General features: G+C 64.4%; 26 protein-coding genes. 12 read left to right on the top strand and 14 right to left on the bottom strand.

Features of this window, described 5'->3' with window-relative positions; all coding sequences use genetic code 11:
* Positions 1–24 precede the first annotated feature (24 nt).
* Together argA and EV686_RS10810 are read left to right on the top strand one after the other, a co-directional pair.
* Complete coding sequence (gene argA, locus EV686_RS10815) at positions 25–1,380, top strand: amino-acid N-acetyltransferase (RefSeq protein ID WP_132476865.1); 1,356 nt, start codon at positions 25–27, stop codon at positions 1,378–1,380.
* A gap of 145 nt (positions 1,381–1,525) precedes the next feature.
* Positions 1,526–1,798: an oxidative damage protection protein gene (locus tag EV686_RS10810; RefSeq protein ID WP_132476863.1), complete on the top strand. Its 273-nt coding sequence runs from the start codon at positions 1,526–1,528 to the stop codon at positions 1,796–1,798.
* A gap of 100 nt (positions 1,799–1,898) precedes the next feature.
* Here the strand turns inward: EV686_RS10810 and phoU are convergent, their stop codons facing one another.
* The 11 genes from phoU to EV686_RS10755 form a co-directional block, all read right to left on the bottom strand.
* Positions 1,899–2,627 carry a phosphate signaling complex protein PhoU gene (gene phoU, locus EV686_RS10805; RefSeq protein WP_132476861.1) on the bottom strand — a complete coding sequence of 243 codons (729 nt, stop codon included), beginning with the start codon at positions 2,625–2,627 and terminating at the stop codon, positions 1,899–1,901.
* 187 nt (positions 2,628–2,814) lie between these two features.
* Positions 2,815–3,495: a ribose-5-phosphate isomerase RpiA gene (gene rpiA / locus EV686_RS10800; protein ID WP_132476859.1), complete on the bottom strand. Its 681-nt coding sequence runs from the start codon at positions 3,493–3,495 to the stop codon at positions 2,815–2,817.
* A gap of 18 nt (positions 3,496–3,513) precedes the next feature.
* Positions 3,514–3,864: a Spx/MgsR family RNA polymerase-binding regulatory protein gene (locus EV686_RS10795; RefSeq protein WP_132476857.1), complete on the bottom strand. Its 351-nt coding sequence runs from the start codon at positions 3,862–3,864 to the stop codon at positions 3,514–3,516.
* Positions 3,861–4,667 carry an ABC transporter permease subunit gene (locus EV686_RS10790; RefSeq protein WP_132476855.1) on the bottom strand — a complete coding sequence of 269 codons (807 nt, stop codon included), beginning with the start codon at positions 4,665–4,667 and terminating at the stop codon, positions 3,861–3,863. Before EV686_RS10790 ends, EV686_RS10795 begins: the two co-directional genes overlap by 4 nt.
* Entirely contained in the window at positions 4,654–5,583 is a 930-nt protein-coding gene (locus EV686_RS10785; RefSeq protein ID WP_132476853.1) for an ABC transporter permease subunit, read from the bottom strand. The genes EV686_RS10790 and EV686_RS10785 overlap by 14 nt, the downstream gene beginning before the upstream one ends.
* On the bottom strand, positions 5,580–6,710 hold the full coding sequence (locus EV686_RS10780; protein ID WP_132476851.1) for an ABC transporter ATP-binding protein: 1,131 nt from the start codon (positions 6,708–6,710) through the stop codon (positions 5,580–5,582). Before EV686_RS10780 ends, EV686_RS10785 begins: the two co-directional genes overlap by 4 nt.
* Before the next feature lie 6 nt (positions 6,711–6,716).
* On the bottom strand, positions 6,717–7,817 hold the full coding sequence (locus tag EV686_RS10775) for a polyamine ABC transporter substrate-binding protein (RefSeq protein ID WP_132476849.1): 1,101 nt from the start codon (positions 7,815–7,817) through the stop codon (positions 6,717–6,719).
* A 153-nt stretch (positions 7,818–7,970) separates the two neighbouring features.
* Positions 7,971–8,714 (bottom strand): 3-deoxy-D-manno-octulosonic acid kinase, encoded by a 744-nt coding sequence (locus EV686_RS10770; protein WP_279389465.1) that lies wholly within the window; start codon positions 8,712–8,714, stop codon positions 7,971–7,973.
* Entirely contained in the window at positions 8,711–11,215 is a 2,505-nt protein-coding gene (locus tag EV686_RS10765; protein ID WP_132476847.1) for an ABC transporter permease, read from the bottom strand. Before EV686_RS10765 ends, EV686_RS10770 begins: the two co-directional genes overlap by 4 nt.
* Before the next feature lie 47 nt (positions 11,216–11,262).
* A complete protein-coding gene (radA, locus tag EV686_RS10760) occupies positions 11,263–12,630 on the bottom strand; it encodes a DNA repair protein RadA (RefSeq protein ID WP_132476845.1) in 1,368 nt (455 codons plus the stop codon).
* Between the two features lie 39 nt (positions 12,631–12,669).
* Positions 12,670–13,386, bottom strand: coding sequence for an SDR family oxidoreductase (locus EV686_RS10755; RefSeq protein WP_132476843.1), 717 nt, complete (start codon positions 13,384–13,386; stop codon positions 12,670–12,672).
* Between the two features lie 269 nt (positions 13,387–13,655).
* Between EV686_RS10755 and hpnC the strand changes: the two genes are divergently transcribed.
* From hpnC to EV686_RS10730, 5 genes are all read left to right on the top strand, one after another.
* Entirely contained in the window at positions 13,656–14,546 is an 891-nt protein-coding gene (gene hpnC, locus EV686_RS10750; RefSeq protein WP_132476841.1) for a squalene synthase HpnC, read from the top strand.
* Positions 14,543–15,412, top strand: a complete 870-nt coding sequence (gene hpnD, locus EV686_RS10745; protein ID WP_132476839.1) for a presqualene diphosphate synthase HpnD — start codon at positions 14,543–14,545, stop codon at positions 15,410–15,412. Before hpnC ends, hpnD begins: the two co-directional genes overlap by 4 nt.
* Positions 15,409–16,761: a hydroxysqualene dehydroxylase HpnE gene (gene hpnE / locus EV686_RS10740; RefSeq protein WP_132476837.1), complete on the top strand. Its 1,353-nt coding sequence runs from the start codon at positions 15,409–15,411 to the stop codon at positions 16,759–16,761. The genes hpnD and hpnE overlap by 4 nt, the downstream gene beginning before the upstream one ends.
* A 137-nt stretch (positions 16,762–16,898) precedes the next feature.
* Entirely contained in the window at positions 16,899–17,165 is a 267-nt protein-coding gene (locus tag EV686_RS10735) for a BrnT family toxin (RefSeq protein WP_132476835.1), read from the top strand.
* Positions 17,152–17,433, top strand: coding sequence for a BrnA antitoxin family protein (locus EV686_RS10730; RefSeq protein ID WP_243650846.1), 282 nt, complete (start codon positions 17,152–17,154; stop codon positions 17,431–17,433). Before EV686_RS10735 ends, EV686_RS10730 begins: the two co-directional genes overlap by 14 nt.
* Positions 17,434–17,499: 66 nt before the next feature.
* Here EV686_RS10730 and thrC read toward each other — a convergent pair whose 3' ends face one another.
* From thrC to alaC, 3 genes are read right to left on the bottom strand one after another with little or no spacing between them, the layout of a single operon-like run.
* Entirely contained in the window at positions 17,500–18,909 is a 1,410-nt protein-coding gene (gene thrC, locus EV686_RS10725) for a threonine synthase (RefSeq protein WP_132476833.1), read from the bottom strand.
* Entirely contained in the window at positions 18,906–20,210 is a 1,305-nt protein-coding gene (locus EV686_RS10720; RefSeq protein ID WP_132476831.1) for a homoserine dehydrogenase, read from the bottom strand. Before EV686_RS10720 ends, thrC begins: the two co-directional genes overlap by 4 nt.
* The gene (gene alaC / locus EV686_RS10715) at positions 20,207–21,394 is read right to left on the bottom strand and encodes an alanine transaminase (RefSeq protein ID WP_132476829.1); all 1,188 of its coding nucleotides are present in this window, start codon (positions 21,392–21,394) and stop codon (positions 20,207–20,209) included. Before alaC ends, EV686_RS10720 begins: the two co-directional genes overlap by 4 nt.
* A 214-nt stretch (positions 21,395–21,608) precedes the next feature.
* Here alaC and EV686_RS10710 point away from each other — a divergent pair, with 214 nt between their 5' ends.
* The 5 genes from EV686_RS10710 (at position 21,609) to EV686_RS10690 (ending at position 26,066) form a co-directional block, all read left to right on the top strand.
* Entirely contained in the window at positions 21,609–22,058 is a 450-nt protein-coding gene (locus EV686_RS10710; protein ID WP_243650845.1) for an Mth938-like domain-containing protein, read from the top strand.
* Positions 22,055–22,522 (top strand): peroxiredoxin, encoded by a 468-nt coding sequence (locus EV686_RS10705; RefSeq protein ID WP_132476825.1) that lies wholly within the window; start codon positions 22,055–22,057, stop codon positions 22,520–22,522. The genes EV686_RS10710 and EV686_RS10705 overlap by 4 nt, the downstream gene beginning before the upstream one ends.
* A 45-nt stretch (positions 22,523–22,567) precedes the next feature.
* A complete protein-coding gene (locus EV686_RS10700; RefSeq protein WP_132476823.1) occupies positions 22,568–24,241 on the top strand; it encodes a PhoH family protein in 1,674 nt (557 codons plus the stop codon).
* Between the two features lie 143 nt (positions 24,242–24,384).
* Positions 24,385–25,410, top strand: coding sequence for a 4-hydroxythreonine-4-phosphate dehydrogenase PdxA (gene pdxA, locus EV686_RS10695; RefSeq protein ID WP_132476956.1), 1,026 nt, complete (start codon positions 24,385–24,387; stop codon positions 25,408–25,410).
* A 56-nt stretch (positions 25,411–25,466) separates the two neighbouring features.
* A complete protein-coding gene (locus tag EV686_RS10690) occupies positions 25,467–26,066 on the top strand; it encodes an RNA polymerase sigma factor (protein ID WP_132476821.1) in 600 nt (199 codons plus the stop codon).
* Positions 26,067–26,121: the final 55 nt, after the last annotated feature.

Raw genomic sequence — 26,121 nt, 5'->3', positions numbered from 1 at the left:
TCGTGCGCCCTTGCACCCGCAGAAATGACCGCCAGCGAACCCGATACCTTTTCCGCACAGGATGCCCCAGAATTCGCGCCCGCACAGTTCGTGCGCTGGTTCCGCGAGGTGGCTCCCTACGTGCACGCGTTCCGCGGCAAGACCTTCGTCGTGGCATTCGGCGGCGAACTGGTCAGCGATGGCGCGCTGAACGCGCTGATCCAGGATCTCTCCCTGCTGACCGCGCTGGGCGTGAAGCTGGTGCTGGTCCACGGTTCCCGTCCGCAGGTCAACGAGCAATTGAAGCTCAAGGGCTACGACATGCAGTTCGGGCGCGGCATCGAGCCCACCAGCCCGGAAGCCCTGGAATGCGCCAAGGAAGCCGCCGGCGAAATCCGTCTGGATATCGAGGCCGCCTTCAGCCAGGGGCTGCCGAATACGCCCATGTCGCACGCTCAGGTGCGCGTCATTTCCGGGAATTTCGTCACCGCGCGTCCGGTCGGCGTCATCGATGGCGTCGACTACCAGCATACCGGCGCCGTGCGCAAGATGGATCTGGATGCCATCAAGAGCATCCTGAACCAAAGCTCCATCGTACTGCTTTCGCCGCTCGGTTTCTCTCCCACTGGCGAAGCATTCAACCTGGCGATGGAAGACCTGGCCACGCACATGGCGGTTGCCCTGCGCGCGGAAAAGCTGATTTTCCTCACCCGGGATCACACCATCCACGATGCGGACGGCTCCGTCGATACCGAGCTGGCCCGCGAAGACGCCGACGCCCTGCTGGCCAGCGCCTCGCTGGACGAAGACACGGCATCGTTCCTCGAGCACGCCTCCAAGGCCGTCAAGCGCGGCGTGGCCCGCGCGCATCTGGTGTCCTACACCCAGGACGGCAGCGTGCTGCTCGAAATCTTCACGCACGATGGCGTCGGCACCATGGTGGTCGAAGACACGCTGGACGATTTGCGCCCCGCCACCATCGATGATGTCGGCGCCATCGTTCAACTGATCGATCCGCTGGAAGCCGACGGCACGCTCGTTCCCCGCGGCCGCGCTGTCGTCGAACGCGAGTTCGAGCGTTTCACCGTGCTGGAGCACGACGGCGTCATCTACGGTTGCGTGCAGCTGAACCCCTACCCGGAAGAAAAAATGGCCGAAATGGCCTGCCTGATCGTGCATCCCGAATGGCAGGGCTCCGGCGAAGGCGAGCTGCTGCTGCGGCATACCGAATCGCGCGCACGCGCCATGGGCGCCAAACGCCTGTTCGTGCTGACAACGCGCACTTCCCACTGGTTCATCAAGCGCGGCTTCGTCCAGGGCGGCATTTCCGACCTGCCCAAGGAACGCCAGACCATCTACAACCGCTCGCGCAACAGTCTGGTGTTCATCAAGAAGCTGTAGGCATGCGCGCGGGCCATGCCTTTCCCGATGGCCCGCCCTCCCCGAATACCCCTGAAGACGCCTGCCCGCTCGATGCGGGCAGCCCGTCTCGCCGGTACAATCCATGCATTGTCCCGGCAAACCAATCAATACAGGAGAAAACGCAATGGCACGCATGATTCAATGCGCAAAGCTGAAAACCGAGGCCGAAGGCCTGGACTACCCTCCCTATCCGGGTGAACTGGGCACGCGCATCTGGCGCAGCATTTCAAAACAGGCCTGGGCGCAATGGGTGGACATCCAGACCCGCCTCGTCAATGAAAACCGCCTCAACCTGGCCGACGCCCGCGCCAGGAAATATCTGGCCGAACAGATGGAACAATTCCTGTTCGACGATGCCGACATCGAGGCGCAAGGCTACGTCCCTCCCTCGGACTGAAGCGGCAAAAAGCCGATCCCCGTGGTATTTCCCTGCGGGGATCGGCTTTTTCGCGTGGCATCCCTTCAAGGGAGCCACTCCCGTCTAAAGCCAGGAAGTGTCAGTCGTCTTCCTTGGACTCGACCTGCGCCTCGCCGCGCGCCGTGCGTTCGGTGTTCTTCACGCCGGTATGGCGCACGTCGTCTCCGCGCACCATGTAGATGACGCGCTCCGCCATGTTCTTGGCATGATCGCCGATGCGCTCGATGGAACGCGCGATGAAGATCAGGTCGATGGAGCGGGAGATCGTGCGCGGATCCTCGATCATGTAAGTGATGATGTGGCGCAGAGCGCCCTTCCATTCCTTGTCGACTTCCTTGTCGTCGCGCACCACCTTGGCGGCATGCAGGGGGTCTTCGCGGGCAAAGGCATCGAGCGCGTCGCGCAGCATGCCCGTGACGTAGCCAGTCATGTGACGCAGCTCGACCACGGGAGAGTAGCCCGAGTCGGCCTCGTACAGGCGGCGGGCCACCTTGGCGATCTTGTCGGCCTCGTCGCCGCAGCGCTCCATATCGGTCAGCATCTTGGAAACCGACAGCAGGAAACGCAGGTCTCCCGCCGTGGGCTGGTTGCGCGCGATCAGCAGGCCGATGCGCTCATCGATCTCGACTTCCAGCTGATTGACTTCCTTTTCGCGCTCGCGCACGTTGTCGACCAGGGATACGTCGCCCGTTGCCAGGACTTCCATGCTGTCCTGGATCATGGACTCCACCAGGCCGCCCATCTGCAGGAACAGCGAACGTGTGGCTTCGAGATCTGTGTGAAACTGTTTGTTGGTGTGCTCGGACATATCCGCCTAGGCCATCCCTGGATCAACGATTGAAATCACGCATGAATGCGACTGTTCCAATACTATAAGTACAGCCGCCTTCACGCAAGCAGCCCATCATGGAAACGGCGAATGCCGCTCCAGAACGGTTCAGTACGGCAGCTTACGACAGCTTGATGACAGGATTATGACGGCCGTGCGCGAAGCATCAGGCCTGGCGGGCCAGCGTGCGTATGCCCTGCTGCGTGGAAAGCAGCGCCGCATCCGCCCCGGACAGGGCAAACAGGCCGCAGGTCACCACGCCCGGGATGTCGTTGATGGTGGACTCCAATTCCGCCGGCGCCGTGATCGCAAGGCCCGACACGTCCAGGATCCATCCTCCGTTGTCCGTCACGAAGCCCTCGCGGCGCGCCGGCTTTCCTCCAAGGGCGGCGAGGCGGCGGGATACGCTTGCCGCCGCCATGGGGATAACCTCGACCGGCAGGGGAAACTTGCCCAGCACGTCCACCAGCTTGCTTTCGTCGGCGATGCAGACGAAACGCTCCGCCACCGAAGCCACGATTTTTTCCCGCGTCAGCGCGCCGCCGCCGCCCTTGAGCATATTCAGGCGCCCGTCGATTTCATCGGCGCCGTCCACATAGACCGGCATGGTTTCGACGGTGTTCAGGTCCAGCACCTGGAAGCCGTGCTGTTGCAAGCGCTGCGTGCTGCGCTCGGAACTGGAGCAGGCGGCGCGGAAGCGCTCGCGATGAGGCGCCAGGGCATCGATGAAAAGATCCACGGTGGATCCCGTACCCACGCCCAGAACGCTGTCCGCGGCCAGAAGAGGAAGAATATGCTCGACCGCGGCCTGCGCGACGTGCTCTTTCAGTTGCTGCTGTGTGAACATGGCAATGCCTTCATCAGCTCAGGAAAAACGCGCAGTGTACGCCTTTTCGGAGAAGCCGACGCCGACCGCATCCCCGCTGTCGGCGACGGGACGACGCACCAGCGCAGGGAATTCGGCGATGAGCGCCAGCCACTGTTCGGCGGTTTCCGGCGACTTGCGCTCGGCCGGCAGGTTGCGCCATGTCATGGAGGCGCGATTCACCAGCTTCTCCCAGCCTCCCAGGGACTCGGCCCACGCGGAAAGTTTTGCCGGCGCAACCGGGTTGTCGCGGTAATCGACGAACGTATGCGGCACGCCATGCGCGTCCAGCCATTGGCGCGCCTTGACGCAGGTGCTGCACTTGCTCAATCCGTAAAGGGTAAGGCTCATGAATTCTCCTTTGCCCGCCATTGCATGCGGTTGGCGACGATGACGCAGATGCCGACCGCCAGCATGAACAGCGTGGCCAATGCATTGATCTCGGGCTTCAACCCCAGCCGCACCCTGGAGAAAACCTCCAGGGGCAAGGTAGTGTAGCCCGGACCCGACAGGAAGGAAGCGATCACCACATCGTCCAGCGACAGTGTGAACGCCAGCAGCCAGGCGGCCAGCATGGCCGGCGCGATCAGCGGCAGCGTGATCAGGAAAAACACCTTCAGCGGCGAGGCGCCGAGATCAAGCGCGGCCTCTTCCAGGGAGCGGTCGAGATCGCGGATGCGCGACTGGATGACGATGGCCACGTACGCCATGCACAGCGTGACGTGCCCCACCCAGATGGTGAACACGCCGTTGCCGTCCGGCCAGCCGAACAGCTTGCCGAACTCCACGAACATCAGCAGCAGCGAAATGCCCAGCACGACTTCGGGTATGACCAGGGGCGCGCTGACCATGCCGATATAGAGGGCGAAGCCGCGAAAGCGCCCCATGCGCGCCAGCACATAGCCGGCCCAGGTGCCGATGGTCACCGCCGCCGTCGCCGTCAGCGCGGCGATCTTCAGCGACAGGGCCGCGGCGCTGAGCAGCGCCTGGTCCTCGAACAGTTCGTGGTACCAGCGCAGCGAAAACCCGGTCCAGGACGTCATCATCGACGAGTCGTTGAACGAGAACGCCATCAGGCAGGCGATGGGCACATACAGGAACGAATAGGCGACCGTCAGCACGACGGCGCGCAGCACGCGGTTAGGCCGTATCATTGCGCCTCCGCTTCCGGGACTCGAACTGCTTCACCTGGTTGTACTGGAACAGCGCCAGCGGCACCAGCAGCAGCATCACCATGACGCAGGTAACGGCGGCCGCCATCGGCCAATCCGCATTGTTGAAGAATTCCGTCCACATCACGCGTCCCATCATCAGGGTGTCGGCGCCGCCCAGCATTTCGGGGATCACGTATTCGCCCACGGCCGGAATGAACACCAGCAGGCTGCCCGCGATCACGCCCGGCATGGACAGCGGCAACACCACCTGCGCGAAGGCCCGCCACGGCTTCGCCCCGAGGTCGTAGGCGGCTTCCAGCAAGCGCAGGTCGAGCTTGACCAGGGTGGCGTACAGCGGCAGGACGAAGAACGGCAGATAGGCGTAGACCAGGCCAATGTACACGGCGAGGTCGGTGCGATAGATTTCCAGCGGCGCGCTGATCAGCCCCAGCGAAGACAGCAGCTTGTTGAGCAGGCCGTCGTTGCGCAGGATGCCCACCCAGGCATAGACGCGCAGCAGCAGCGACGTCCAGAACGGCAGGATGACGCCCAGCAGCAGCAACGGCCGGATAGACGGCTTCGAGCGCGCAATATAGTACGCCAGCGGATAGCCGATCAGGATACAGCACAGCGTGGTGACCGCCGCCATCTTGACCGAATTCAGGTAAGTGGCGATGTACAGGCTGTCGGAAAACAGCAAGGCATAGCCGCGCAGGTTCAGCGCGATCGACAGCGTCTCGTCCTTCAGTTCCGCCAGCGGCGTGTAGGGCGGAACGCCGAACTGCAGATCGGCGAAGCTGATCTTGAGCACCAGCAGGAAAGGCACCAGCAGGAACAGCGCCAGCCACACGAACGGCGGCACGATGGCCAGCGTGCGTGCCGAGGGAATCCACTGCCGCCAGGAGAGCATCTTCATGTCGTCAGTACCGTCGCACTGTCGTTGGACCAGGAAACGTATACCTCCTCGTCGACGCCCGGCGCATCGGCCTGAGCGAGGATGAGGCTGGGCACATGCGCTTCGATGACCTTGCCTGCATCGAGCCGGATCTGGTAGCGGGCATAGCTGCCCATCCAGGCCACATGGCTGACCATGCCGTGCCCCCAGTTGTACTCCGTGTCGGGCTGCTCGCGCAGCACGCGGAAATGCTCGGGACGGATGGAGATGAACACCTCCATGCCCAGCGGCTCGCTGATGCCGTGGTCCACGTACAGAGGACGCGTCAGTTCCGGGCTTTCGATCGCCACGTGGTCCGCCTCGTCGACCGTGATGGTGCCGGTGAACAGATTGGTCGAGCCGATGAAGCCCGCCACGAAGCGGGAATTGGGAAAGGTATAGACATCGTGCGGCGTTCCGCACTGGATGATCTGCCCTTCGGTCATGACGGCCAGGCGCGACGCCATCGTCATGGCCTCTTCCTGGTCGTGCGTGACCATGATGCAGGTCACGCCCACCTGCTCCAGGATGCGCACCAGCTCGAATTGCGTCTTCTGGCGGATCTGCTTGTCCAGCGCCGACATGGGCTCGTCGAGCAGCAGCAGCTTGGGGCGCTTGACCAGGCTGCGGGCCAGGGCGACGCGCTGCTGCTGGCCGCCGGACAACTGGTGCGGCTTGCGCCGGGCGAAGCCTGCCATCTGTACCAGGTCCAGGGCTTCGAACACGCGCTCGTTGATTTCGTTGCGCGGCACGCCCTCCTGCTTCAATCCGAACGCCACGTTGGCTTCCACATTCATGTGCGGAAACAGAGCGTAGGACTGGAACATCATGTTCACCGGCCGGCGGTACGGCGGCAGGTTCGTGATGTCCTCGTTGTCCAGGTAGATGCGTCCGGAGGTCACTTCCTCGAAGCCGGCCAGCATGCGAAGCAAGGTGGACTTGCCGCTGCCCGAGCTGCCCAGCAGCGCGAAGACTTCCTGCCGGCGAACCGACAGGTTCACCGACTGGACCGCAACCGTATCATCGTAGATCTTGACGACGTCCTCGATGCGCACGAACTCATCGGCGTCACCGGACCAGGACGGCGAAGCCGGTCGATTTTCATACATGATGCGTCAGCGTCCGGACTTCAGCTCGGCCCACATGCGCGTCTGCAGGCGCTGGATGGGCAGGGGCTGGGGTTTGATGACGAACAGCGTGCGGGACACCTCGCTGGGCGGATAGATCATGGGGTTGTTCGCCACTTCGCTGACCACGTGCTTGCGCGCCTCTTTGTTGGCGTTGGGATAGAACATGGTGTTGGTGATGGCCGCGTGCACTTCCGGCGTCTCGATATAGTTGATGAAGGCATGCGCCGCATCGACGTTGGCCGCGTCCTTGGGAATGGCCATCGTATCGAACCAGGCGGGCGCGCCGCCCTCCGGGATGAAGTAATCGATTTCGTAGGACTTGCGGGCCTCGCGCGCGCGGTGTGCCGAAATCATGACATCGCCGGAAAATCCGTACACCAGGCACAGGTCGCCGGCCGCCAGTTCGTCGATATAGCCAGACGAGCTGAATTGGCGGATGAACGGACGGATGGTCTTGAGCAGCGCCAGCGCCTGCTTGTAGTCCTCGGGCTCGCTGCTGTTGGGATCCTTGCCCAGGTAATGCAATGCGGCCGGGAACACCTGCGCGGCCTCGTCCAGCACGGAAATGCCGCAGGCGCGGAATTTCTCGGCGTTGGCCGGATCGAACAGCAGTTCCCAGCGGTTCAGCGGCGCGTCCTGGCCCAGGATTTCGCGCGCCTTGGTGACATTGAAGCCCAGGCCGTTGGTGCCGTAGCCCCAGGGAATCAGATACTGGTTGCCGGGATCGACCGGTTCGAGCAGCGCCATGATTTCCGGGTCCAGGTTGGCCCAGTTCGGGATCTTGCTGCGGTCCAGCTTCTGGAACAGGCCGCCTTCCAGCTGGCGCGCCGCGTAGTGCGTGGACGGCACGACCACGTCATAGCCGGACTTGCCCGTCAGCAGCTTGGCCTGCAGCGTATCATTGCTGTCGTAGACGTCGTAGCGCGCCTTGATGCCCGTCGCCTTCTCGAAGCCCGAGATCGTGTCGGGCGCCGTGTATTCGGCCCAGTTGTAGACGTTGACGACGCCCTGCTGCGCCAGCAGCGGCGTGACGGACGCCGCAAGGACGGCGCCCAGCGCCAACCGTCGAACCATGCCCAGTTCCATAGCAAGTCCCCTGAAATAAACGATCCGGAAACCCGGAAACCCCGGAAGCGCCCCCATGCTGTGCCTTTGGCTTGCTGCCGGCTTTCTGGCCGGGGGCGGCCCGGCGCCAAAACCCGAAAGGCGTGATGATAAAACGATTTGCCGCCAAATGCGTCAGTTTTCCGCACCGTAATCGAGATAAGCCGCATGAATCCGCTGCCAGCAGGCCTCGCCACGCTGCTGCGCCAGCTTGACCATGGAGCGGCGCAGGCGTTGCAGGTTCGCAACGCGCAACCGGGACTTCAGCGGCCCGCCGTGGCGACGCCCGCGGTCGAAATCGATCAGCCAGGCTTTTTCGCCGTCCAGCAGGATATTGTGCGCATTCAGGTCGGCATGCCAGACACCGGCGTCGTGCATGGCATGGATGGCACGCGCAATCATGGAGGCATCCACGTCCTGCGCCAGGCGCTCGGCCAGCGTGCTGATGCCCGGGATACGTTCCACCAGGATGGCCGCCCTGTAGAACAGGCCGCGCCGCCAATAGGCGGCGGCCAGCGGCCTGGGCACGGCCAGGCCGCGCGCATGCAGCCACTCCAGCAGGCGCAGCTCGGCGAACGCCCGCGTGTTTTCTTCGCCGCTCCAGGCATAGGAGCGCTTGACCAGTCTGGCGACCAGGCCGCCCCTGCGGTAATGGCGCAAGACCGCCTGGCCGAATTCGCCCGATGCGTACCAGGCGGCATTCCGCCCGCCGCTGGAGACCGGCTGCCGCTCCCCGGCGTCGAACAAGGCGGGATCCGGGGTCCGGATGCGGGCGGCATCGTACAGCATGGCGCCGCCATCGAACGCATGGCGCTTCAGCTCGACAGCGGCACTGCCAGCCGCGGCCGGCTCGGCGATATCCATGTCTTCCTCCTTCATGCCAGCCCCCTGAGGGACATCAGCGGAGGCGCAGCCAGCACCCCGCGCAAGGCCAGCAGGCCGCCGCTGACGAAGGTCGCGACGCCCAGCAGCACGCCGGCCAGCCACGGCCACCACGTGAAAGTCATGGGAAAATCGAAGGCCGTCTCCGCCAACACCCATGACAGGCCCACCGCGCCGGCGGCGCCCAGCAGTCCCGCCAGAACGCCCATCAGCAGCAGCTCCAGCCGCAGCGCGGACTGCAGCTGCGCCGCGCTCGCGCCAATGGCGCGCAAAATGGCGGCCTCGTGGATGCGCTCATCCCGCGTCGCATACATGGCCGCACCCAGCACCAGCGCGCCGGCCAGCAGCGTGAACAGGAACAGGCCCTGCACCGCGCCCGCAGCGCGGTCCAGCACGCGCTGTATCTGCTGCAGGATCACGCCCACGTCGAATACCGTCAGATTGGGATACTCCCGCACCAGCGTATGCGACAGCATGGACTGCGCCTGCGGCAGGTGAAATGAAGTGATGAAGGAGCCGGGAGCGTCCCGCAGCGCGGCAGGACTGAGCACCGCGAAGAAATTGACGTCGAACGAATCCCATTTGACCTCGCGCAGGCTGGTGACCGTCACTTCGTTCACCTGCCCCGCCACATCGAACGACAGCCGATCGCCCAGGGCGATGTCCAGCGTATCCGCCAGCCCCTTCTCCAGGGAAATCTCGTGCGCCGACAGATCCAGCCACCGTCCCGCGACGATACGGTTGCTTTCCGGCATGTCCGTCATATAGGACAGGTTGAACTCGCGGTCGACCATGCGCCTGGCGCGCTCGTCCGTATAGTCCTCCACGCGCACGGGCTTCTGGTTGATCGCCACGAGCCGCCCCCGGATCATCGGCAGCAGCTCCGCGGATGCGACGCCGGCCTGCCGTAATTGCGCCGCGACGCCCTCGCGCTGGTCCGGCTGGATATTGATGAGGAAGGTATTGGGCGCATCCGGCGGCAGCGTCCTGCGCCATCCGTCCAGCAGGTCGGTGCGCACCATGGCCAGCAGCAGCAACACCATCAGGCCCAGCGACAGGGAGCAGAGCTGCGTCACGGTCAGGCCGCGCCGCCTGGCCATGCCCGCCAGCGCGAAACGCAGGGCCGGCGCGCCGCGCACGCCATGCCGCGCCGCGCCCACCAGCCTCACCATGCCGTAGCCGGCCAGGGCGAACACCAGCAAGGCGGCCAGGAACCCGGCCGAAACGACCAGGCTGAGTCTGGCATCGCCCGATATCCACCAGACCAGCAGGAAAAACGCCGGCAGGCCGACGGCGTAGGCCGCCATCCCCCGGCGCGGGCCATCGGCCTCCAGCCGCAGCACCCTGGCGGGCGGAACCCTGTGCAGGCCCGACAGCGGAGGAATGGCGAAGCCCAGCAGCATCAGGAGGCCCGCCACCATGCCGTGCACGACCGGCATGGACGATGGCAGTGGCAGGTCCGTGGCGATCAGGGCGCCCGCCGCCTGCACCAGGCCCAGGTGCGCCGCATACCCCAGCAGCGCGCCCGCGGCGGACGCGAGCAGGCCCAGCGCCAGGAACTCCACCCACAGGATGGAACGAAGCTGCCGCTGCGCGGCGCCCAGGCAGCGCATGACGGCCATGCCGGCGCGGTGTCTCTGCCCGAACCTGCGCGCGGCCAGCGCGATCGCAATAGCCGCCACCATGACGGTCAGCAGCGTCACCAGCGCAAGAAAGGTGCGCGCGCGCTCCAGGGCGCGTTGCAGCTCGGGGCGGCTGGACTCCAGCGTGCTGATCTGCTGCCCGCGCTGCAGATTGTCCTCCAGCCACTGCTGGTAGCCGCGCACGGCATCCTGCTCGCCCGCCGCCAGCAGGTGATAGCGGATGCGGCTGCCCTCCACGACCAGGCCCGAACCCGGGATGTCCGCCATATTGAGCATGACCCTGGGCGCCACATTCACGAACTGCATGCCGCGATCCGGCTCGTAGGCGATGATCCGGCTTGCAGTCAGGCCCAGGTCGCCGACAGCCAGCGTTTCTCCCAGTGCCAGGCCCAGCATGGCCGGCAATTGCGGGTCGATCCAGACTTCTCCCGCCGCAGGGCCATGGGAGACCGCCTCTCCGGCTTGCCCTTGCCGCTCGCTGATGCGCAGCGCGCCACGCAAGGGATAGTTGCCGGAAACGGCCTTGAGCGACGCCAGCTGAGCGCCATTGGCATTTTCGACCATGCTCGGAAACTGCAGCGTCTGCGCCGTTTCCAGCCCCCGGCTTTCGGCCTCGCGCACGAAGGCCTCGGGGATGGGCGAGTCCGCCTGCAGCATCAGGTCGCCTCCCATCATCTGGGCGGAATCCTGCACCAGCGCGCGATCCACGCGATCCGTCAGAAAGCCGACGCTGCAGACGGCCGCCACCGCCACCAGCAGTGCGACGGCCAGCAGCCGCAACTCGCCCGAGCGCCAGTCGCGGCGCAAGGCGCGCAACCCCGGCATCAGCGCACTTCCCCTGGTCTTCGAATGCATATGTCCTGCCTGTGATTAGGAATTGACGACACGAAGGCCTAGCAACACTAAACCTGTTTCAGACGGGCGATGGCGGCCTCGATGCGGTCCACCGCCCAGATTTCCAGTCCTTCGATGGGTTGCCTGGGCGCATTCGCCTTGGGGACCAGGGCAATGCCGAAGCCCAGCTTGGCGGCCTCCTTCAGACGCTCCTGCCCGCGCGGCGCTGGCCGGATCTCTCCCGCCAGCCCGACCTCCCCGAATACGACCAGCCCGGCGGGCAGCGGCTTGCCGCGCAGGGACGAGAGGATGGCCAGCAATACGGCCAGGTCCGCCGCGGGCTCGGTGATCTTGACTCCCCCCACGGCATTGACAAAGACATCCTGATCGAAGGTGACGATACCCGCGTGGCGATGCAGTACGGCCAGCAGCATGGCCAGGCGGGTGCCTTCCAGGCCGACCGACAGGCGGCGCGGATTCGGCACGTGCGCCGTATCGACCAGGGCCTGGATCTCGACCAGCAGCGGCCTCGTACCCTCCTGAGTCGCCATCACGCAGGAACCCGGCACATCCTGCGCATGCTGCGACAGGAACAGCGCCGAAGGATTGTTCACGCCCCGCAGGCCGCGATCCGTCATGGCAAACACGCCCAGCTCGTTCACCGCACCGAAACGGTTCTTGATGGCCCGCACCAGCCGGTGCGCCGAATGGGTATCCCCTTCGAAATACAGCACGGTGTCGACCATGTGCTCCAGCACGCGGGGGCCCGCCAGGGCGCCGTCCTTGGTGACGTGGCCGATCAGGATGATGGTGATGCCCGTCTGCTTCGCCAGTCGGGTCAGTTGCGCCGCGCATTCCCGCACCTGGGAGACGGAGCCGGGCGCGGCCGTGGACTCATCGGAATACAGTGTCTGGATGGAGTCGATGACGGCGACGACGGGCCGCTCGGCCATCAGGGTCGCGGTAATCGTCTCAAGATGGATTTCCGCCAGCAGGTCCACGCCGGCCGTCGCCAGCTCCAGTCGATGCGCGCGCAGCGCCACCTGCTCGGCGGACTCCTCGCCCGTCACGTACAGCACCTTGTGCGCCGAGGACAGCGACACCATGGCCTGCAGCAGCAGCGTGGACTTGCCTATGCCGGGATCGCCGCCGATGAGCACGACGGCGCCGGGCACCAGCCCGCCGCCCAGCACGCGATCGAACTCGGGAATGCCCGAGGGCTGCCTGGGAAGCTCGCGGGCCTCGATGTCCGACAAGCGCCTGACGGGCGCGCTGGCGCCGGCCAGCGGAGCGAACCGGTGCCCCCCGGGAGCCGAGGCGGGTTCCCGCATTTCCTGCAGGGTATTCCATGCGCCGCAATGCGGACACTTGCCCTCCCATTTGGGCGTGTCGCCGCCGCACTCATTGCATACGTAACGGATTTTCTGTTTTGCCATCAGGCGAGTGTAACCGCAGGCCGACAGGCGCGCAGGACATCAGCGTCCCGGCAGGCTGCCGCCGCCGTCGACGCCCAATACCTGGCCCGTGATGTACCCGGCATCCTCTCCCAGAAAGAACGTGACGGCGGCGGCGACTTCGTCCGCCTGCGCAACGCGCCCCATGGGAATGGAAGCCAGCGAGCGCTTCTCTTCGTCGCTGCCCACCGGAAACGAAGCACGGTACAACTCCGTCTCGACCGGGCCCGGCGCCACCGCATTCACGGTAATGCCGTAAGGCGCCAGCTCCAGCGCCCAGGTGCGCGTCAGCCCGATCAGCGCGCTCTTGGCGGCCGAATAGCTGGTGCGCCCTATCGCGCCCTGCGCCGCCCGGCTGCTGATATTGACGATGCGCCCTTCCTTGCGGGCCTTCATGGAGGGCACGAATGCCTGCGCCACCTGCACGGCGACGCGCACGTTCATGTCCATGACCTCATAGAGCGAAGCAAGGTCGATCTCTCCCAGCTGCGCCGGATGCACTGACGCTACGTTGTTGACGATGCCGTCGACCGGGTATTTCTCGCGGATGACGCGCAGGACATCCTCCGTCTCTCCCGCATTGCCGAGATCGCACGCATACAGATAGCCCGGGAAATCGATGTCCTGCACATTCCTGGCCAATCCCACTACGTGGCAGCCCAGATCGGCCAGCCGCCGGCTGATGGCCCAGCCGATTCCCCTGGTTGCCCCTGTTACCAGCACGCACTTGTTCTTCACGGGATTTCCTTCCAAATAAAGCCAAAGGCGAGGAGCCTGTGAGGCGCAGTCTAAACCAGACGGCATTACGCTGGTCAACTTTGGATCAACATTTTGCGACAAAACGCAACCTTTTTGCGCAGTTTTGCAAATCTTCCGTTTTGTTTGAATAACGGCGCCGAGCGGGCGACGTGCCTGCTCCCCAGGCGGAACGGGCTATGATGCCGATAGCCGGACGGACAAGTGCAAGCCTTGCACTTCTGTTTCGATTTCACCTCCGGCGGGCACAGATGACAATCGATCACTACGAAAACTTTCCCGTGGCATCCCTGCTGCTGCCGGCGCGCCTGCGCGAACCGGTGCGGCATATCTATCGCTTCGCCAGGACAGCCGACGATATCGCCGATGAAGGCGATGCGTCCGCCGACGTCCGCCTGGCCCGGCTCGATGAGTACCGGCAGGCGCTGCTGCGCATCCGCGACGGCCGCGCGCCCGTCGCGCCGGATCATGAGCTGGCCGCGATATTCCTGCCGCTGGCCGAGGTCATCCGCGCATTCGGTCTCTCGTGCGATCCGTTCCTGGATCTGCTGTCGGCCTTTTCCCAGGATGTCGGGACCAGCCGCTACGATACCGACGCCGCCCTGCTCGACTATTGCCGCAGATCGGCCAATCCGGTCGGACGCCTGATGCTGGCGCTGTACGGCAAGCTGGATAAAGACAACGGCCGCGACGCCGACGCCATCTGCACCGGGCTGCAACTGGCCAATTTCTGGCAGGACATCGCCATCGACTGGCGCAAGGACAGGGTGTACATTCCCCAGTCCGCGCTGCGGGCGCACCATCTCGACGACATCCATATCCACAGGCGGGTCCAGGGACTGCCGGTTCCTTCGCAAGAAACCGATGCCTGGCGGGCCATGATGCGCGAACGGGTAGCGCAGGCGCGCGCGCTGCTGGTCTCCGGAGCCCCTCTGGCCTGGCGGCTGCCCGGGCGCATCGGCCTGGAACTGCGCCTGGTCGTGCATGGTGGACTGCGCATCCTGGAACGCCTGGACCAGGTCGGTTACGATATGTTCGCCCGGCGCCCCACGCTAGGTACTGCGGACCGCCTGCTGCTGCTCTGGCGCGGACTGTCCGGCCGCCAGTCACTCCACCGATTCTCCCCCGTGCGTCATTCATGAATCCCGACACTTATTGCCAGGAAAAAGCCGCCCGCAGCGGCTCCAGCTTCTATTACGCATTTCTGTTCCTGCCGCCCGACAGGCGTCGGGCGATCACGGCGCTGTACGCTTTCTGTCGCGAGGTGGACGATGTCGTCGACGAATGCAGCGAAGTGTCCGTCGCCCGCATGAAGCTGGCCTGGTGGCGCACGCAGATCGAGCAAATGTTCGAAGGAAGGGCGGACCATCCCGTCACGCTCGCCCTGGCCCCCCACCTGGAAACTTGCCGGATCCGCCCGGAACAGCTGTATGCCGTCATCGAAGGCATGGAAATGGACCTGGACCAGATCCGCTATCCGGACTGGGACAGCCTGCGCAAATATTGCTGGCACGCCGCCGGCGTGGTCGGCGAGCTGTCGGCCGGCATCTTCGGCTATACGGATCCTCAGACTCTGGTCTATGCCGACAGGCTGGGCCTGGCGTTCCAGCTGACCAACATCATCCGGGACGTCGGCGACGATGCCCGGCGCAACCGCATCTACCTGCCGGCCGAGGACCTGCAGCGCTTCGGCGTCGATGCATCCGACATCCTGAACCGCGTCCACAGCCCTGCCTTCGCAGAGCTGATGCGCTTCCAGGCGCAGCGGGCCCGCCAGTACTATCGCGAAGCCGTGCAGGCGCTGCCGGAGGCTGATCGCAGGGCCCAGCGCCCCGGCCTGATGATGGCAGCCATCTACCATGCCCTGCTCGATGAAATCGAGCGTGACGACTGGCACGTGCTGGACCAGCGCATTTCCCTGACGCCCATCCGCAAGCTGTGGCTCGCCTGGACCACCTGGGTCGGAGGCGGCCGCGGCATCATCCGGCGCGCTGCCCGAACTCGATGACTCTGCAAAAAAAACCGCATGTCGCCATCATAGGCGCAGGCTGGGCCGGCCTGTCCGCCGCCATCCGCCTGCACGAAGCGGGACTGCAGGTCACGGTATTCGAAAGCGCACATACCCTGGGCGGCAGGGCCAGGCGTGTGCTTTCTCCTTCGCTGCGCTCCTCCATCGACAACGGCCAGCACCTGCTGCTGGGCGCTTATACGGAAACCCTGGCGCTGCTGCACCGCCTCGGGCTGCCGCCGGAACAGCAGTTCCAGCGCTGCCGCCTGACCCTGCAGTCGGCCGATGGGAGGTTCCGCCTGAAAGCCGCGCCTCTACCCGCCCCCGCCCATCTGGCATGGGCCATCCTGGCGGCGCGCGGGCTACCGTGGCGGGACAAATGGCGGATGGCATCCCTGCATTGGCGGCTGCGGCAACAGCGCTGGCAGACGCCCGTCGGCATGACAGTCCTGCAATGGCTGCGGGAAAACCGGCAATCGGAAACGCTGATCGGCAAGGTCTGGCACCCTCTGTGCATCGCCGCACTGAATACACCCGTGGACCAGGCCTGCGCCCAACTGTTCGCCCATGTCCTGCGCGACAGCACCGGCGCCCAGGCCTGGGCCAGCGACCTGTTGATCCCGCGCACCGATCTATCCGATCTATGGCCGGACCATATTCCCGCCGGCATCGCACGGCACACCGGACAGACCATCCGGCAACTGGAAGCGCAGGAGGATGGCGTGCTTGTGGACGGACGCCCGTTCGATGCCGCCGTCGTCGCAGCCAACGCGCCCGCGGCGGCAAGACTGCTGTCTTCCCTTCAAGCGCCGAAGAGCGCCACTGGAGCATCGGACGCGGCAGCCGGTTACCTGGCTCAGTTGCAGGCATTCGAATTCCTGCCGATCGCCACATTGACCCTGCAGCTTGATGCGCCCTGGCGGCTGCCCTTTCCCATGCTGATGCTGTCGGAAGACGCCAGTCGCGGCCATTACGGGCAGTGGCTGTTCGAGCGCAGCCGCTTCATCCCGGGCGGCGACGACAACACCATGCTGTCCATCGTCATCAGCAATGCCGGCCTACTGGCCGGCCAGGACAAGGACGAATTGGTGCGCGCCATGACGGAACAGGTCAGGGAACAGACACGCGACACCGGCCCCATGCCGGCGGTCCAAAGCGCCGATCTCATTGTGGAAAAACGCGCCACCTTCGCCGCGACGCCGGGGCTGCTGCGCCCCGGCAACAGCACACCCTGGCCGCGCATCTGGTGCGCGGGAGACTGGACGGATACCGGCTATCCCGGCGTGCTGGAAGGCGCGGTCATCAGCGGCAGGCGGGCTGCGGAAGACATTGTTTCCTCGCAGAGGTAGAGGCGGCACAATGCCCGCCCCATCAGGGGCTGGAAGGGACAATCCTGTCCATACGGATGGCCAGAGACAAGCAGAGGCAAATTAATATTCGCATGCAACACTTCATCTGAAGTAAACTTGTATGCACAATTTGACTCATGGACATTACTTACGATCCAATCAAGAACAGCAGGAATGCCGCCAAACGCAAGCTGCCATTCAATATGGCTGCCTATTTCGACTTCGATTCCGCGCTAATCTATCCGGATACTCGCAAAGAGTACGGAGAAGTCCGATACATCGGTGTTGGCTATATAGGGCCGCGACTGCATGTAATGGTGTTCACTCCGACCAGGACGGGTCTGCGTATCATAAGTCTTCGCAAGGCCAATCAACGGGAAATCAAAGCCTATGAAAGTCGCTGACAAACCTATGATCGATGAGGACGGCGAGGTTCGTGAACTCACCGACGAAGAGCTCAAAAAATTTCGCCCCGCCCACGAAGTGCTGCCCGCCGAACTCCAGGAAAAACTCGGCATGCGCCGGCGTGGCCCGCAAAAAGACCCGACGAAGGAACGCATTACCATCCGCCTGTCGACACATGTGGTGGAGAACTTCCGCGCGACCGGCCCGGGCTGGCAGGCGCGCATCGATTCGGCCCTGAAGGACTGGCTGAAGACCCATCAATTGTAATGAAGGAGGGGCCTGCAGCGGCAACCACGCCACTGCAGGCCCCTCTATGCATCGGAAGCAGACCGATCAGACCTGCGCCCTCTCCCTGACGTACTGGCGCACTCGCTCCGCATCGTTCGGCAGCACGTCCACGCGCTGCGGCAGGCTGTCCAGCCCCGCCAGATGCGCGGGCACGGGCGCGAGCTTGCCGGTGGCTTCGAGGATGGTTTCCCCGAACTTCGCGGGCAGCGCGGTTTCCAGCGCCAGCATCGGAATGCCGTCTTCCAGATAAGCCTCGGCCACCTTCACGCCATCCGCGGTATGCGGATCGATCAGTACGCCGGTCTCTTGATGCACGCGGCGGATCGTCGCCAGGCGGTCCGCATGGGAGCTGGCGCCGGCCACGAAGCCGTACTTCGACTCGAACTCGGGCTGGTGGCTGCTGAGGTCGAAATATCCCTTCCCGCCCAGCTCGTCCCAAAGGCGTCGAACTTCGGACGCATCCTGGCCCACCAGGTCGAACACGAAGCGCTCGAAGTTCGACGCGCGGGAAATGTCCATCGACGGGCTGGATGTCGCATGCGTATCGGCCGCGCTGCGCGGGCGGTAAATGCCCGTGCGGAAGAACTCTTCCAGCACATTGTTCTCGTTGGTGGCCAGCACCAGGCGACGAATCGGCAGCCCCATCTTGCGCGCCATGTGGCCCGACAGGATGTTGCCGAAATTGCCTGACGGCACGGCGAACGACACCTGCTGCCCAGGCCCCGTGGTCGCGCGCAGCCAACCCCAGAAGTAGTACACGATCTGAGCGGAAATACGCGCCCAGTTGATCGAGTTCACGGCGCCCAGGCGGTACTGTTCCTTGAACGCCAGGTCGCCGGCCAACGCCTTGACGATGTCCTGGCAGTCGTCGAACACGCCTTCCACGGCGACATTGAAGATGTTCGCATCCTGCAGCGAATACATCTGCGCCCGCTGGAATGCGCTCATGCGGCCGTGCGGCGAAAGCATGAACACCGACACGCCCTTCTTGCCCTTCAGCGCATATTCGGCCGCCGAGCCCGTATCGCCGGACGTCGCGCCCACGACATTGAGCGTGGTGCCGCGCCGCTGCAGCACGTATTCGAAGACCTGGCCCAGGAACTGCATGGCCATGTCCTTGAACGCCAGCGTCGGCCCTTCCGACAGCCCCAGCAGCGACAAACTACCCTTCAGCGGCTTGACCGGCACGACGTCCTCGCTGGCGAACACGCCTGGCGCATAGGCCGCCTGCGTCAGTCGCGCCAGATCCTCGGCCGGAATATCGTCGACGAACAGTCCCAGGACCTGCGCGGCAAGCTCGGGATAGGACAGCGGGCGCCACGACTCCAGCATCTGCGCCGATACCTGCGGCACTTGCTGCGGAATGGCCAGGCCGCCGTCGGTCGCCAGGCCTTCCAGCAGGATGTCGGAAAATGACTGAGGCTCCATGCCTCCACGGGTCGAGACGTACTTCATGGCAGATTTTCCACCCGCAGCCGGGTCAGGTCGGATTTCACGAAAGGCAGTGTGCGTATGATGTCCATGGCGCGGTCCACCGCGCCTTCGCTAGCGTCATGCGACAGGAAGATGATGTCGGCCTGGTCCACGCCATAAGGCTCCTGAAACATGGAACCGATGGAGATGTCGCAATCGGCCAGGATGCGGGACAGGTCGGCCAGCACGCCGGGACGGTCCTCGACACGCAGGCGGACATAGAACGAGGAATGCACGTCCTTGATCGGCAGGATGGGAATGTCGACCATGGCATCCTGCTGGAACGCAAGGTAAGGCACCCGGTGTTCCGGTTCGGCCGCGGCCAGGCGCGTCACATCGACCAGATCGGCCACCACGGCGGAAGCCGTCGGCAGCTCGCCCGCCCCCTGTCCGTAGTAGAGCGTCGGGCCGACCACGTCGCCATTGACCAGCACGGCGTTCATCGCGCCTTCCACATTGGCCAGCAGGCATTGGGATGGCACCAGCGTCGGATGCACGCGCAGTTCGATGCCGTCGGCGCCGCGCTTGGTGATGCCCAGCAGCTTGATGCGATAGCCCAGGCGTTCCGCATGCCCGATGTCTTCCTGCGCCAGGCGGGAAATGCCTTCGATGTGCGCCTTGTCGAACTGCACCGGGATGCCGAACGCCAGAGAAGCCAGCAGCGTCAGCTTGTGCGCCGCGTCCACGCCCTCGATGTCGAACGTGGGGTCCGCCTCGGCATAGCCCAGGCGCTGCGCGTCCGCCAGCGCGGCGTCGAACGTCAGCGAGCGCGTGCGCATTTCCGACAGGATGAAATTGGTCGTGCCGTTGATGATGCCGGCCAGCCACTGGATGCGGTTGGCGGTCAGGCCTTCGCGGATCGCCTTGATGATGGGGATGCCGCCGGCGACGGCCGCCTCGTACGTCACCATCACGCCCTTGCGGTGCGCGGCCGCGAAAATCTCGTTGCCGTGCTTGGCCAGCAGCGCCTTGTTGGCCGTGACCACGTGCTTGCCCTGCTCGATGGCTTCCAGCACCCACTGGCGGGCCAGCGTATCGCCCCCCACCAGCTCGACCACGATGTCGATGTCGGGATCGCGCACGACCTCCATGCCGTCCTGCACGATGCGGGCGCGGTCGCCCACCAGCCGGCGGGCCTTGTCCACGTCGCGCACGGCGACCGCGGTCACTTCGATGCGGCGACCGGCGCGGCGCGCAATCTCGCTGTCATTGCTCTGCAGCACCTTCCAGACGCCGCCGCCGACGACGCCCAGTCCCAGCAAACCAACCTTGACTACACTCATTTGACCAGCCCATCCTTGCGGAACATGTCCTTGATGCCCCGCACGGCCTGGCGAGTGCGCTGCTCGTTCTCGATGAGCGCGAACCTGACGTATTCGTCGCCATACTCGCCGAAGCCGACACCCGGCGAAACCGCGACCTTGGCGTCGGACAGCAGGCGCTTGGCGAATTCCAGCGATCCCATCTCGCGATAGGGCTCGGGAATGCGCGCCCATATGTACATGGACGCCTTCGGCACCTCGACCATCCAGCCTGCCTCGTGCAGCCCCTTGACCAACACGTCGCGACGGCTGCGGTACTGCTCGACCACCTGCGCCACCTCGTCCTGCGGACCCTCCAGCGCGGCGATGGAAGCCACCTGGATGGGAGTGAACGTGCCATAGTCGTGATAGCTCTTGATGCGGGCCAGCGCATTTACCAATTCCTTGTTGCCCACCATGAAGCCCACGCGCCATCCGGCCATGTTGTAGCTCTTGCTCATGGTGAAGAACTCGACCGCGACATCGCGCGCGCCCTCGACCTGCATGATGGAAGGAGCCACGTAGCCGTCGAACGTGATGTCGGCATAGGCCAGATCGTGCACGACCAGGATGTTGTGTTCTTTCGCCAGGGCCACCACGCGCTCGAAGAACGACAGGTCCACGCACTGCGCCGTGGGGTTGCTGGGAAAGCCCAGGATCATCATCTTGGGCTTGGGAATGGTTTCGCGCACCGCGCGCTCCAGCTCCTCGAAGAAATCCAGCCCCGGGGTGATGGGCACAGAACGTATGTTCGCTCCGGCGATGACGGCGCCGTAGATATGGATGGGATAGCTGGGATTGGGCACCAGCACCGTATCGCCGCGGTCCAGCACGGCCAGCATCAAGTGGGCCAGGCCCTCTTTCGAGCCGATAGTGACGATAGCCTCGGAATCGGGATCGATCTGCACGCCATAGCGGCGCTCATACCAGCCCGAAATAGCCTTGCGCAAGCGCGGAATGCCCTTGGAAACGGAATAGCCGTGCGTATCCGGCCGATTGACCGCCTCGATGAGCTTGTCCACGATGTGGCGGGGCGTCGGGCCGTCCGGATTTCCCATCGACATATCGATAATGTCTTCGCCACGCCGACGCGCCGCCATCTTCAGCTCGGCGGTGATATTGAATACGTAGGGCGGCAAACGCTCGATGCGTGGGAAGCTCGTCATGATGTTCTCTTGAGAATCGGGTGAAATGGGCGGCGACGCAGCCAGAGGAAAAGAATCGATTAGTGTAATGCATTCGAGGTCATATTGTGCATCCGCACATGATGCGAAACGCAAGCGGCGGCGCCCCGCGGCCCGGGAGTATCCACGGAGCAGGCGTCCCCTGCGCCGCCAGTGCGTATTGCGCTATCATCTTCTTCATGATTGGAGAATTTTTGTGCATCTTCAGAACGAAGCCAACCCAGCGCTGAACACCGTCACCGCCTACGGCAGCGACTATATTGAAATCAACGAGGTGCGCTACCGGCACGCCGTGCATTTCGCGCCGGAAGGCGAGATCCACCAGCTGGACGTGCAGGACGTCTCGGACTTCACCGCCGAGCTGCTGCGCGAGCTTGCCGGCCTGCGCAAGGCAAGCAGCGACCCCATGGCCTTCCTGGAGGGGAATACCGCCCTGGTCCGTGCGGCGGACGCCCCCGAAGTCGTGTTGATCGGCACAGGCCTCGAACAGCGCTTCCTTCCGCATCGCCTGACCCAGCCTTTGCTGGCGGCAGGAACCGGCATCGAAGCCATGAGCACGCAGGCCGCGGCCCGCACCTACAACATTCTGATGGCGGAAGGACGGCGCGTCGTGGCCGCTCTGCTGCCCTGCAAGGAGAACGCATGAGCCAAGTACAACCCGGAACCCAGGTACAGGATTTCACCGCGGCCAGCACCAAGGGCGACATCCGCCTGTCCGATCTGGCCGGCCGCAAGGTCGTGCTGTATTTCTATCCCAAGGACAGCACCCCCGGCTGTACCACCGAATCTCAGGACTTCCGCGATGCGCACGGGGACTTCCTGGCGGAAAATGCCGTCGTCATCGGCATTTCGCGCGATTCGCTGCGCTCCCACGAAAACTTCGCCGCCAAGCAGGAACTGCCCTTTGCCCTGATTTCCGACACCGACGAAAGCCTGTGCCAGCAGTTCGGAGTCATCAAGATGAAAAACATGTACGGTAAACAGGTAAGGGGGATCGAACGCAGCACATTCCTGCTCGACGAGAAAGGCGTGCTGGTCCGCGAATGGCGCGGACTGCGCGTGCCCGGACACGTCGAGCAAGTCCTGGAAGCCGTGCGCCAGATCCCCTGACCGATCGCTCTTTTCCACACGACCCAGTCCAGGAGCCAATACCTTATGCCGCTGCCAACGCTGCCGACCCGAATGGGTAGCCTGCTGTCCCCGGAATCCTCCGTAAAGACGCCTCCCGCAACACCCCTCCCGGCAGCCAAGGCCGAAACCCGGCCTGCCACTTCCCCGGCAAAACATGCGCAGCCCCGCAAAACCGAGGGCAAGGCCGCAGTGATCGAAATGCCGCCGGCGCAGGAAGCAGGCCGGCAAGCGGCGGCGGCCCCCGCCCCGTCGCGCCAGCCGCGCAGCAAGACGCCGCGCCTGGCCAAGGAGAAACGGCGCCTGTTCGTGCTGGACACCAATGTGCTGCTGCACGACTCGAACTCGCTGTTCCAGTTCAAGGAGCACGACATCTTTCTTCCGATGATCGTGCTGGAAGAGCTGGACCACCAGAAGAAAGGCATGTCGGAAGTGGCCCGCAACGCGCGCCAGGTCAGCCGCCACCTCGACGGCCTGATCGGCAGCGCCAGCGACGTGCGCCACGGCGTCAGGCTGGACGGCCTGGGCAATGTCGAGGCGCTCGGCGACCTGAGCCTGCAGACTTCGGCCATGGATGCCGCCCTGCCCGTCGAGCTGCCTTCCGGCAAGGCCGACAACATCATCCTGCACGTCGTGCACGCCCTGCAGCAGCTGCACCCCAAGCGGGACGTGACCCTGGTCTCCAAGGACATCAACATGCGCCTGAAGGCGCGCGCGCTGGGCCTGAACGCGGAAGACTATTACAACGACCACGTCCTCGACGATTCGGACCTGCTGTACGACGGCGTGTTCCCGCTGCCGGAAAACTTCTGGAACCGCCACGGCAAGGACATCGAGTCGTGGCAGCAGAGCGGCACCACGTACTACCGCATCAAGGGGCCGCTGTGTTCCCAGTTCATCGTCAATGAGTTCGTCTATTTCGAAGGCGACATGCCGCTGTACGCCCAGGTGCGCGAAGTCACCGGCAAAAGCGCCGTGCTGGCCACGCTGCGCGACTACAGCCACGGCAAGAACAGCGTCTGGGGCATCACGGCGCGCAATCGCGAGCAGAACTTCGCCCTGAACCTGCTGATGAATCCGGAGATCGATTTCGTCTCCCTGCTCGGCCAGGCAGGCACCGGCAAGACCCTGCTGGCCCTGGCCAGCGCGCTGAACCAGACGCTGGAAACCAAGCGCTACAACGAAATCATCATCACCCGCGCCACCGTGCCTGTGGGCGACGACATCGGCTTCCTGCCCGGCACCGAGGAAGAAAAGATGGCTCCCTGGATGGGAGCGCTGGAGGACAACCTGGAAGTGCTGCACCTGGGCTCCGCCGCCGACAACGGCTCGGGCCAGGGCAACAACGGGCAGCAGGACTGGTCGCGCAACGCCACCATGGACCTGATCCGCTCGCGCATCAAGATCAAGTCCATGAACTTCATGCGCGGCCGCACCTTCCTGAACAAGTTCCTGATCATCGACGAAGCGCAGAACCTGACTCCCAAGCAAATGAAGACGCTGGTGACGCGCGCCGGCCCCGGCACCAAGATCGTCTGCCTGGGCAATATCGCGCAGATCGACACGCCCTATCTGACGGAAGGCAGCTCGGGCCTGACCTACGTCGTCGACCGCTTCAAGGGCTGGCCGCATGCGGGCCACATCACCCTGCAGCGAGGCGAACGCTCGCGCCTGGCCGACTACGCCAGCGAGGCGCTGTGAACCCCAGAGATCCATCGGGCAGCACAGCCCCGCCGGAGTCTGCTGGTGCATCGGCCGGCAGGCGTACGCCGGATGCGGCGACAATCGCAGACGGCGGTGCGCAACATGCCCAGGCCTTTGCCGGGCGTCCGCTCGGCGTCACCATGGGCGACGCCGCTGGCATCGGCCCGGAAATCATCGTGCGCATGCTGGCCGCCGGCCTGCCCCATCCGGCCGTCGTCTATGGCGACATCGGCATCCTGCGGTCCGCAGCCAGGCAGTTCGGATCTTCCGGACGGGTGATCTTTCATGGCTACTCCGACATGCAAGCCGCCGTCCGGGCAAAGGACGAACGCAAGGACGATGGCAATACAGTTCATGTGGCGGTGCTGTCCCGCCGCGCGCCCCTGCCCTCGGGCCTGCAGCCCGGCAGGCTGGATGCCGCGGCGGGCAGGGCTGCCTACGACTATTTGTGCCACGCCATCGACGATGCGCAGGCCGGACTCCTGCGCGGCATTGTCACCGCCCCGCTGAACAAGGCCGCCATGCAGGCCGGCGGCATCGACTTTCCAGGCCATACGGAAATCCTGGCCGAGCGCACCGGCACCTCCGATTACGCCATGATGCTGGCCAACGATGAGCTGCGCGTCATCCTGGTCACGATCCATGTGGCCCTGGCGAGCGTCAGTTCCCTGATCACCCGCGAAAGCGAGCTTCGCACCATCCGGCTGGCGCACCTGGCCTGCCTGCAGGCGGGCATCCAGAACCCGCGCATCGCCGTGGCCGGGCTGAATCCTCATGCCGGAGAAGACGGCAAGTTCGGACGCGAGGACATAGACGTCATCGCTCCGGCCATCGCCCAGGCGCGCGCAGAAGGCATGGATGTCTCGGGCCCCTGGCCGGGCGACACTATATTCATGCGGGCGCGGCGCGGCGAATTCGACATCGTCGTCGCCCAGTACCACGACCAGGGGCTGATCCCGGTCAAGTACCTGGGCGTGGACCATGGCGTGAACGTCACCATCGGCCTGCCCTTCATCCGCACCAGCGTGGACCATGGCACGGCGTTCGACATCGCGGGCCAGGGAATTGCCGATCCTTCCTCGCTGCGCGCCGCATTCGACCTGGCGCTGGCCATGAGCGTCGCGCCTGCCTCGGAAACAAATTCGTTACCACGCGGGCAAAATTGACAATCGTCAAGAACTGTTTGTGTGTTCATGTATAAAAATGCTTATCATTACCACACATGGCAGACACGTTCTTCCGCCATGTTTCTCATCGCCTGAACGAAGCGCATATGCCGTTTCGTTTTTATGCACTGATCGCCATGGTGTTTCGCTCCCTGTCCGGCAAAAGCTGGCTTGCGCAGTACAGCAAGCTGATCGGCGCGTGGACGAAGCGCTCGCGCATACCTCAGGATACGGAAGACGCCCTGCAGGATGCGGCGCTGGCGATGCTGGAGGCCGGCGACGGCGCCATCCGCGATCCGGACCGGTATTTCCAGCGCGCAGCCAGCAATCGCGCCATCAGCATCCATCGAGCCGAGGTCAGGCGCGAAACGCAAAGCCTGGAAGACCTGGCGGAGGCCCAGCACCCGCTGTCGCCCGGAGCCGATGCCATCTGCCATGCCCGGGAGCTGATCCGGCTCACGCTTGCCGCGCTGGAAGAACTTCCCGAATCATGCCGCATCGCCTTCGCGCTGCGCCAGACCGAGGGCTTGTCCAACGGTGAAATCGGCAAACGCATGGGAGTCTCGCGCAATATGGTGGAGCGCTACATGATGCGCACGACGCGTCATCTGCAAGACAGACTGCAGGATCATCTGGACTTCCCGTTCAGGAGATGAGCCCCGCCATGCGTCTTATTTAGTAAAGGCACACTTTTCAATTCCATGACAGCCC

Origin of the sequence: Paracandidimonas soli, assembly GCF_004342005.1 — a bacterium.
Lineage (GTDB): Bacteria > Pseudomonadota > Gammaproteobacteria > Burkholderiales > Burkholderiaceae_B > Paracandidimonas > Paracandidimonas soli.
This window is presented reverse-complemented; position numbering and strand designations above follow the sequence as displayed.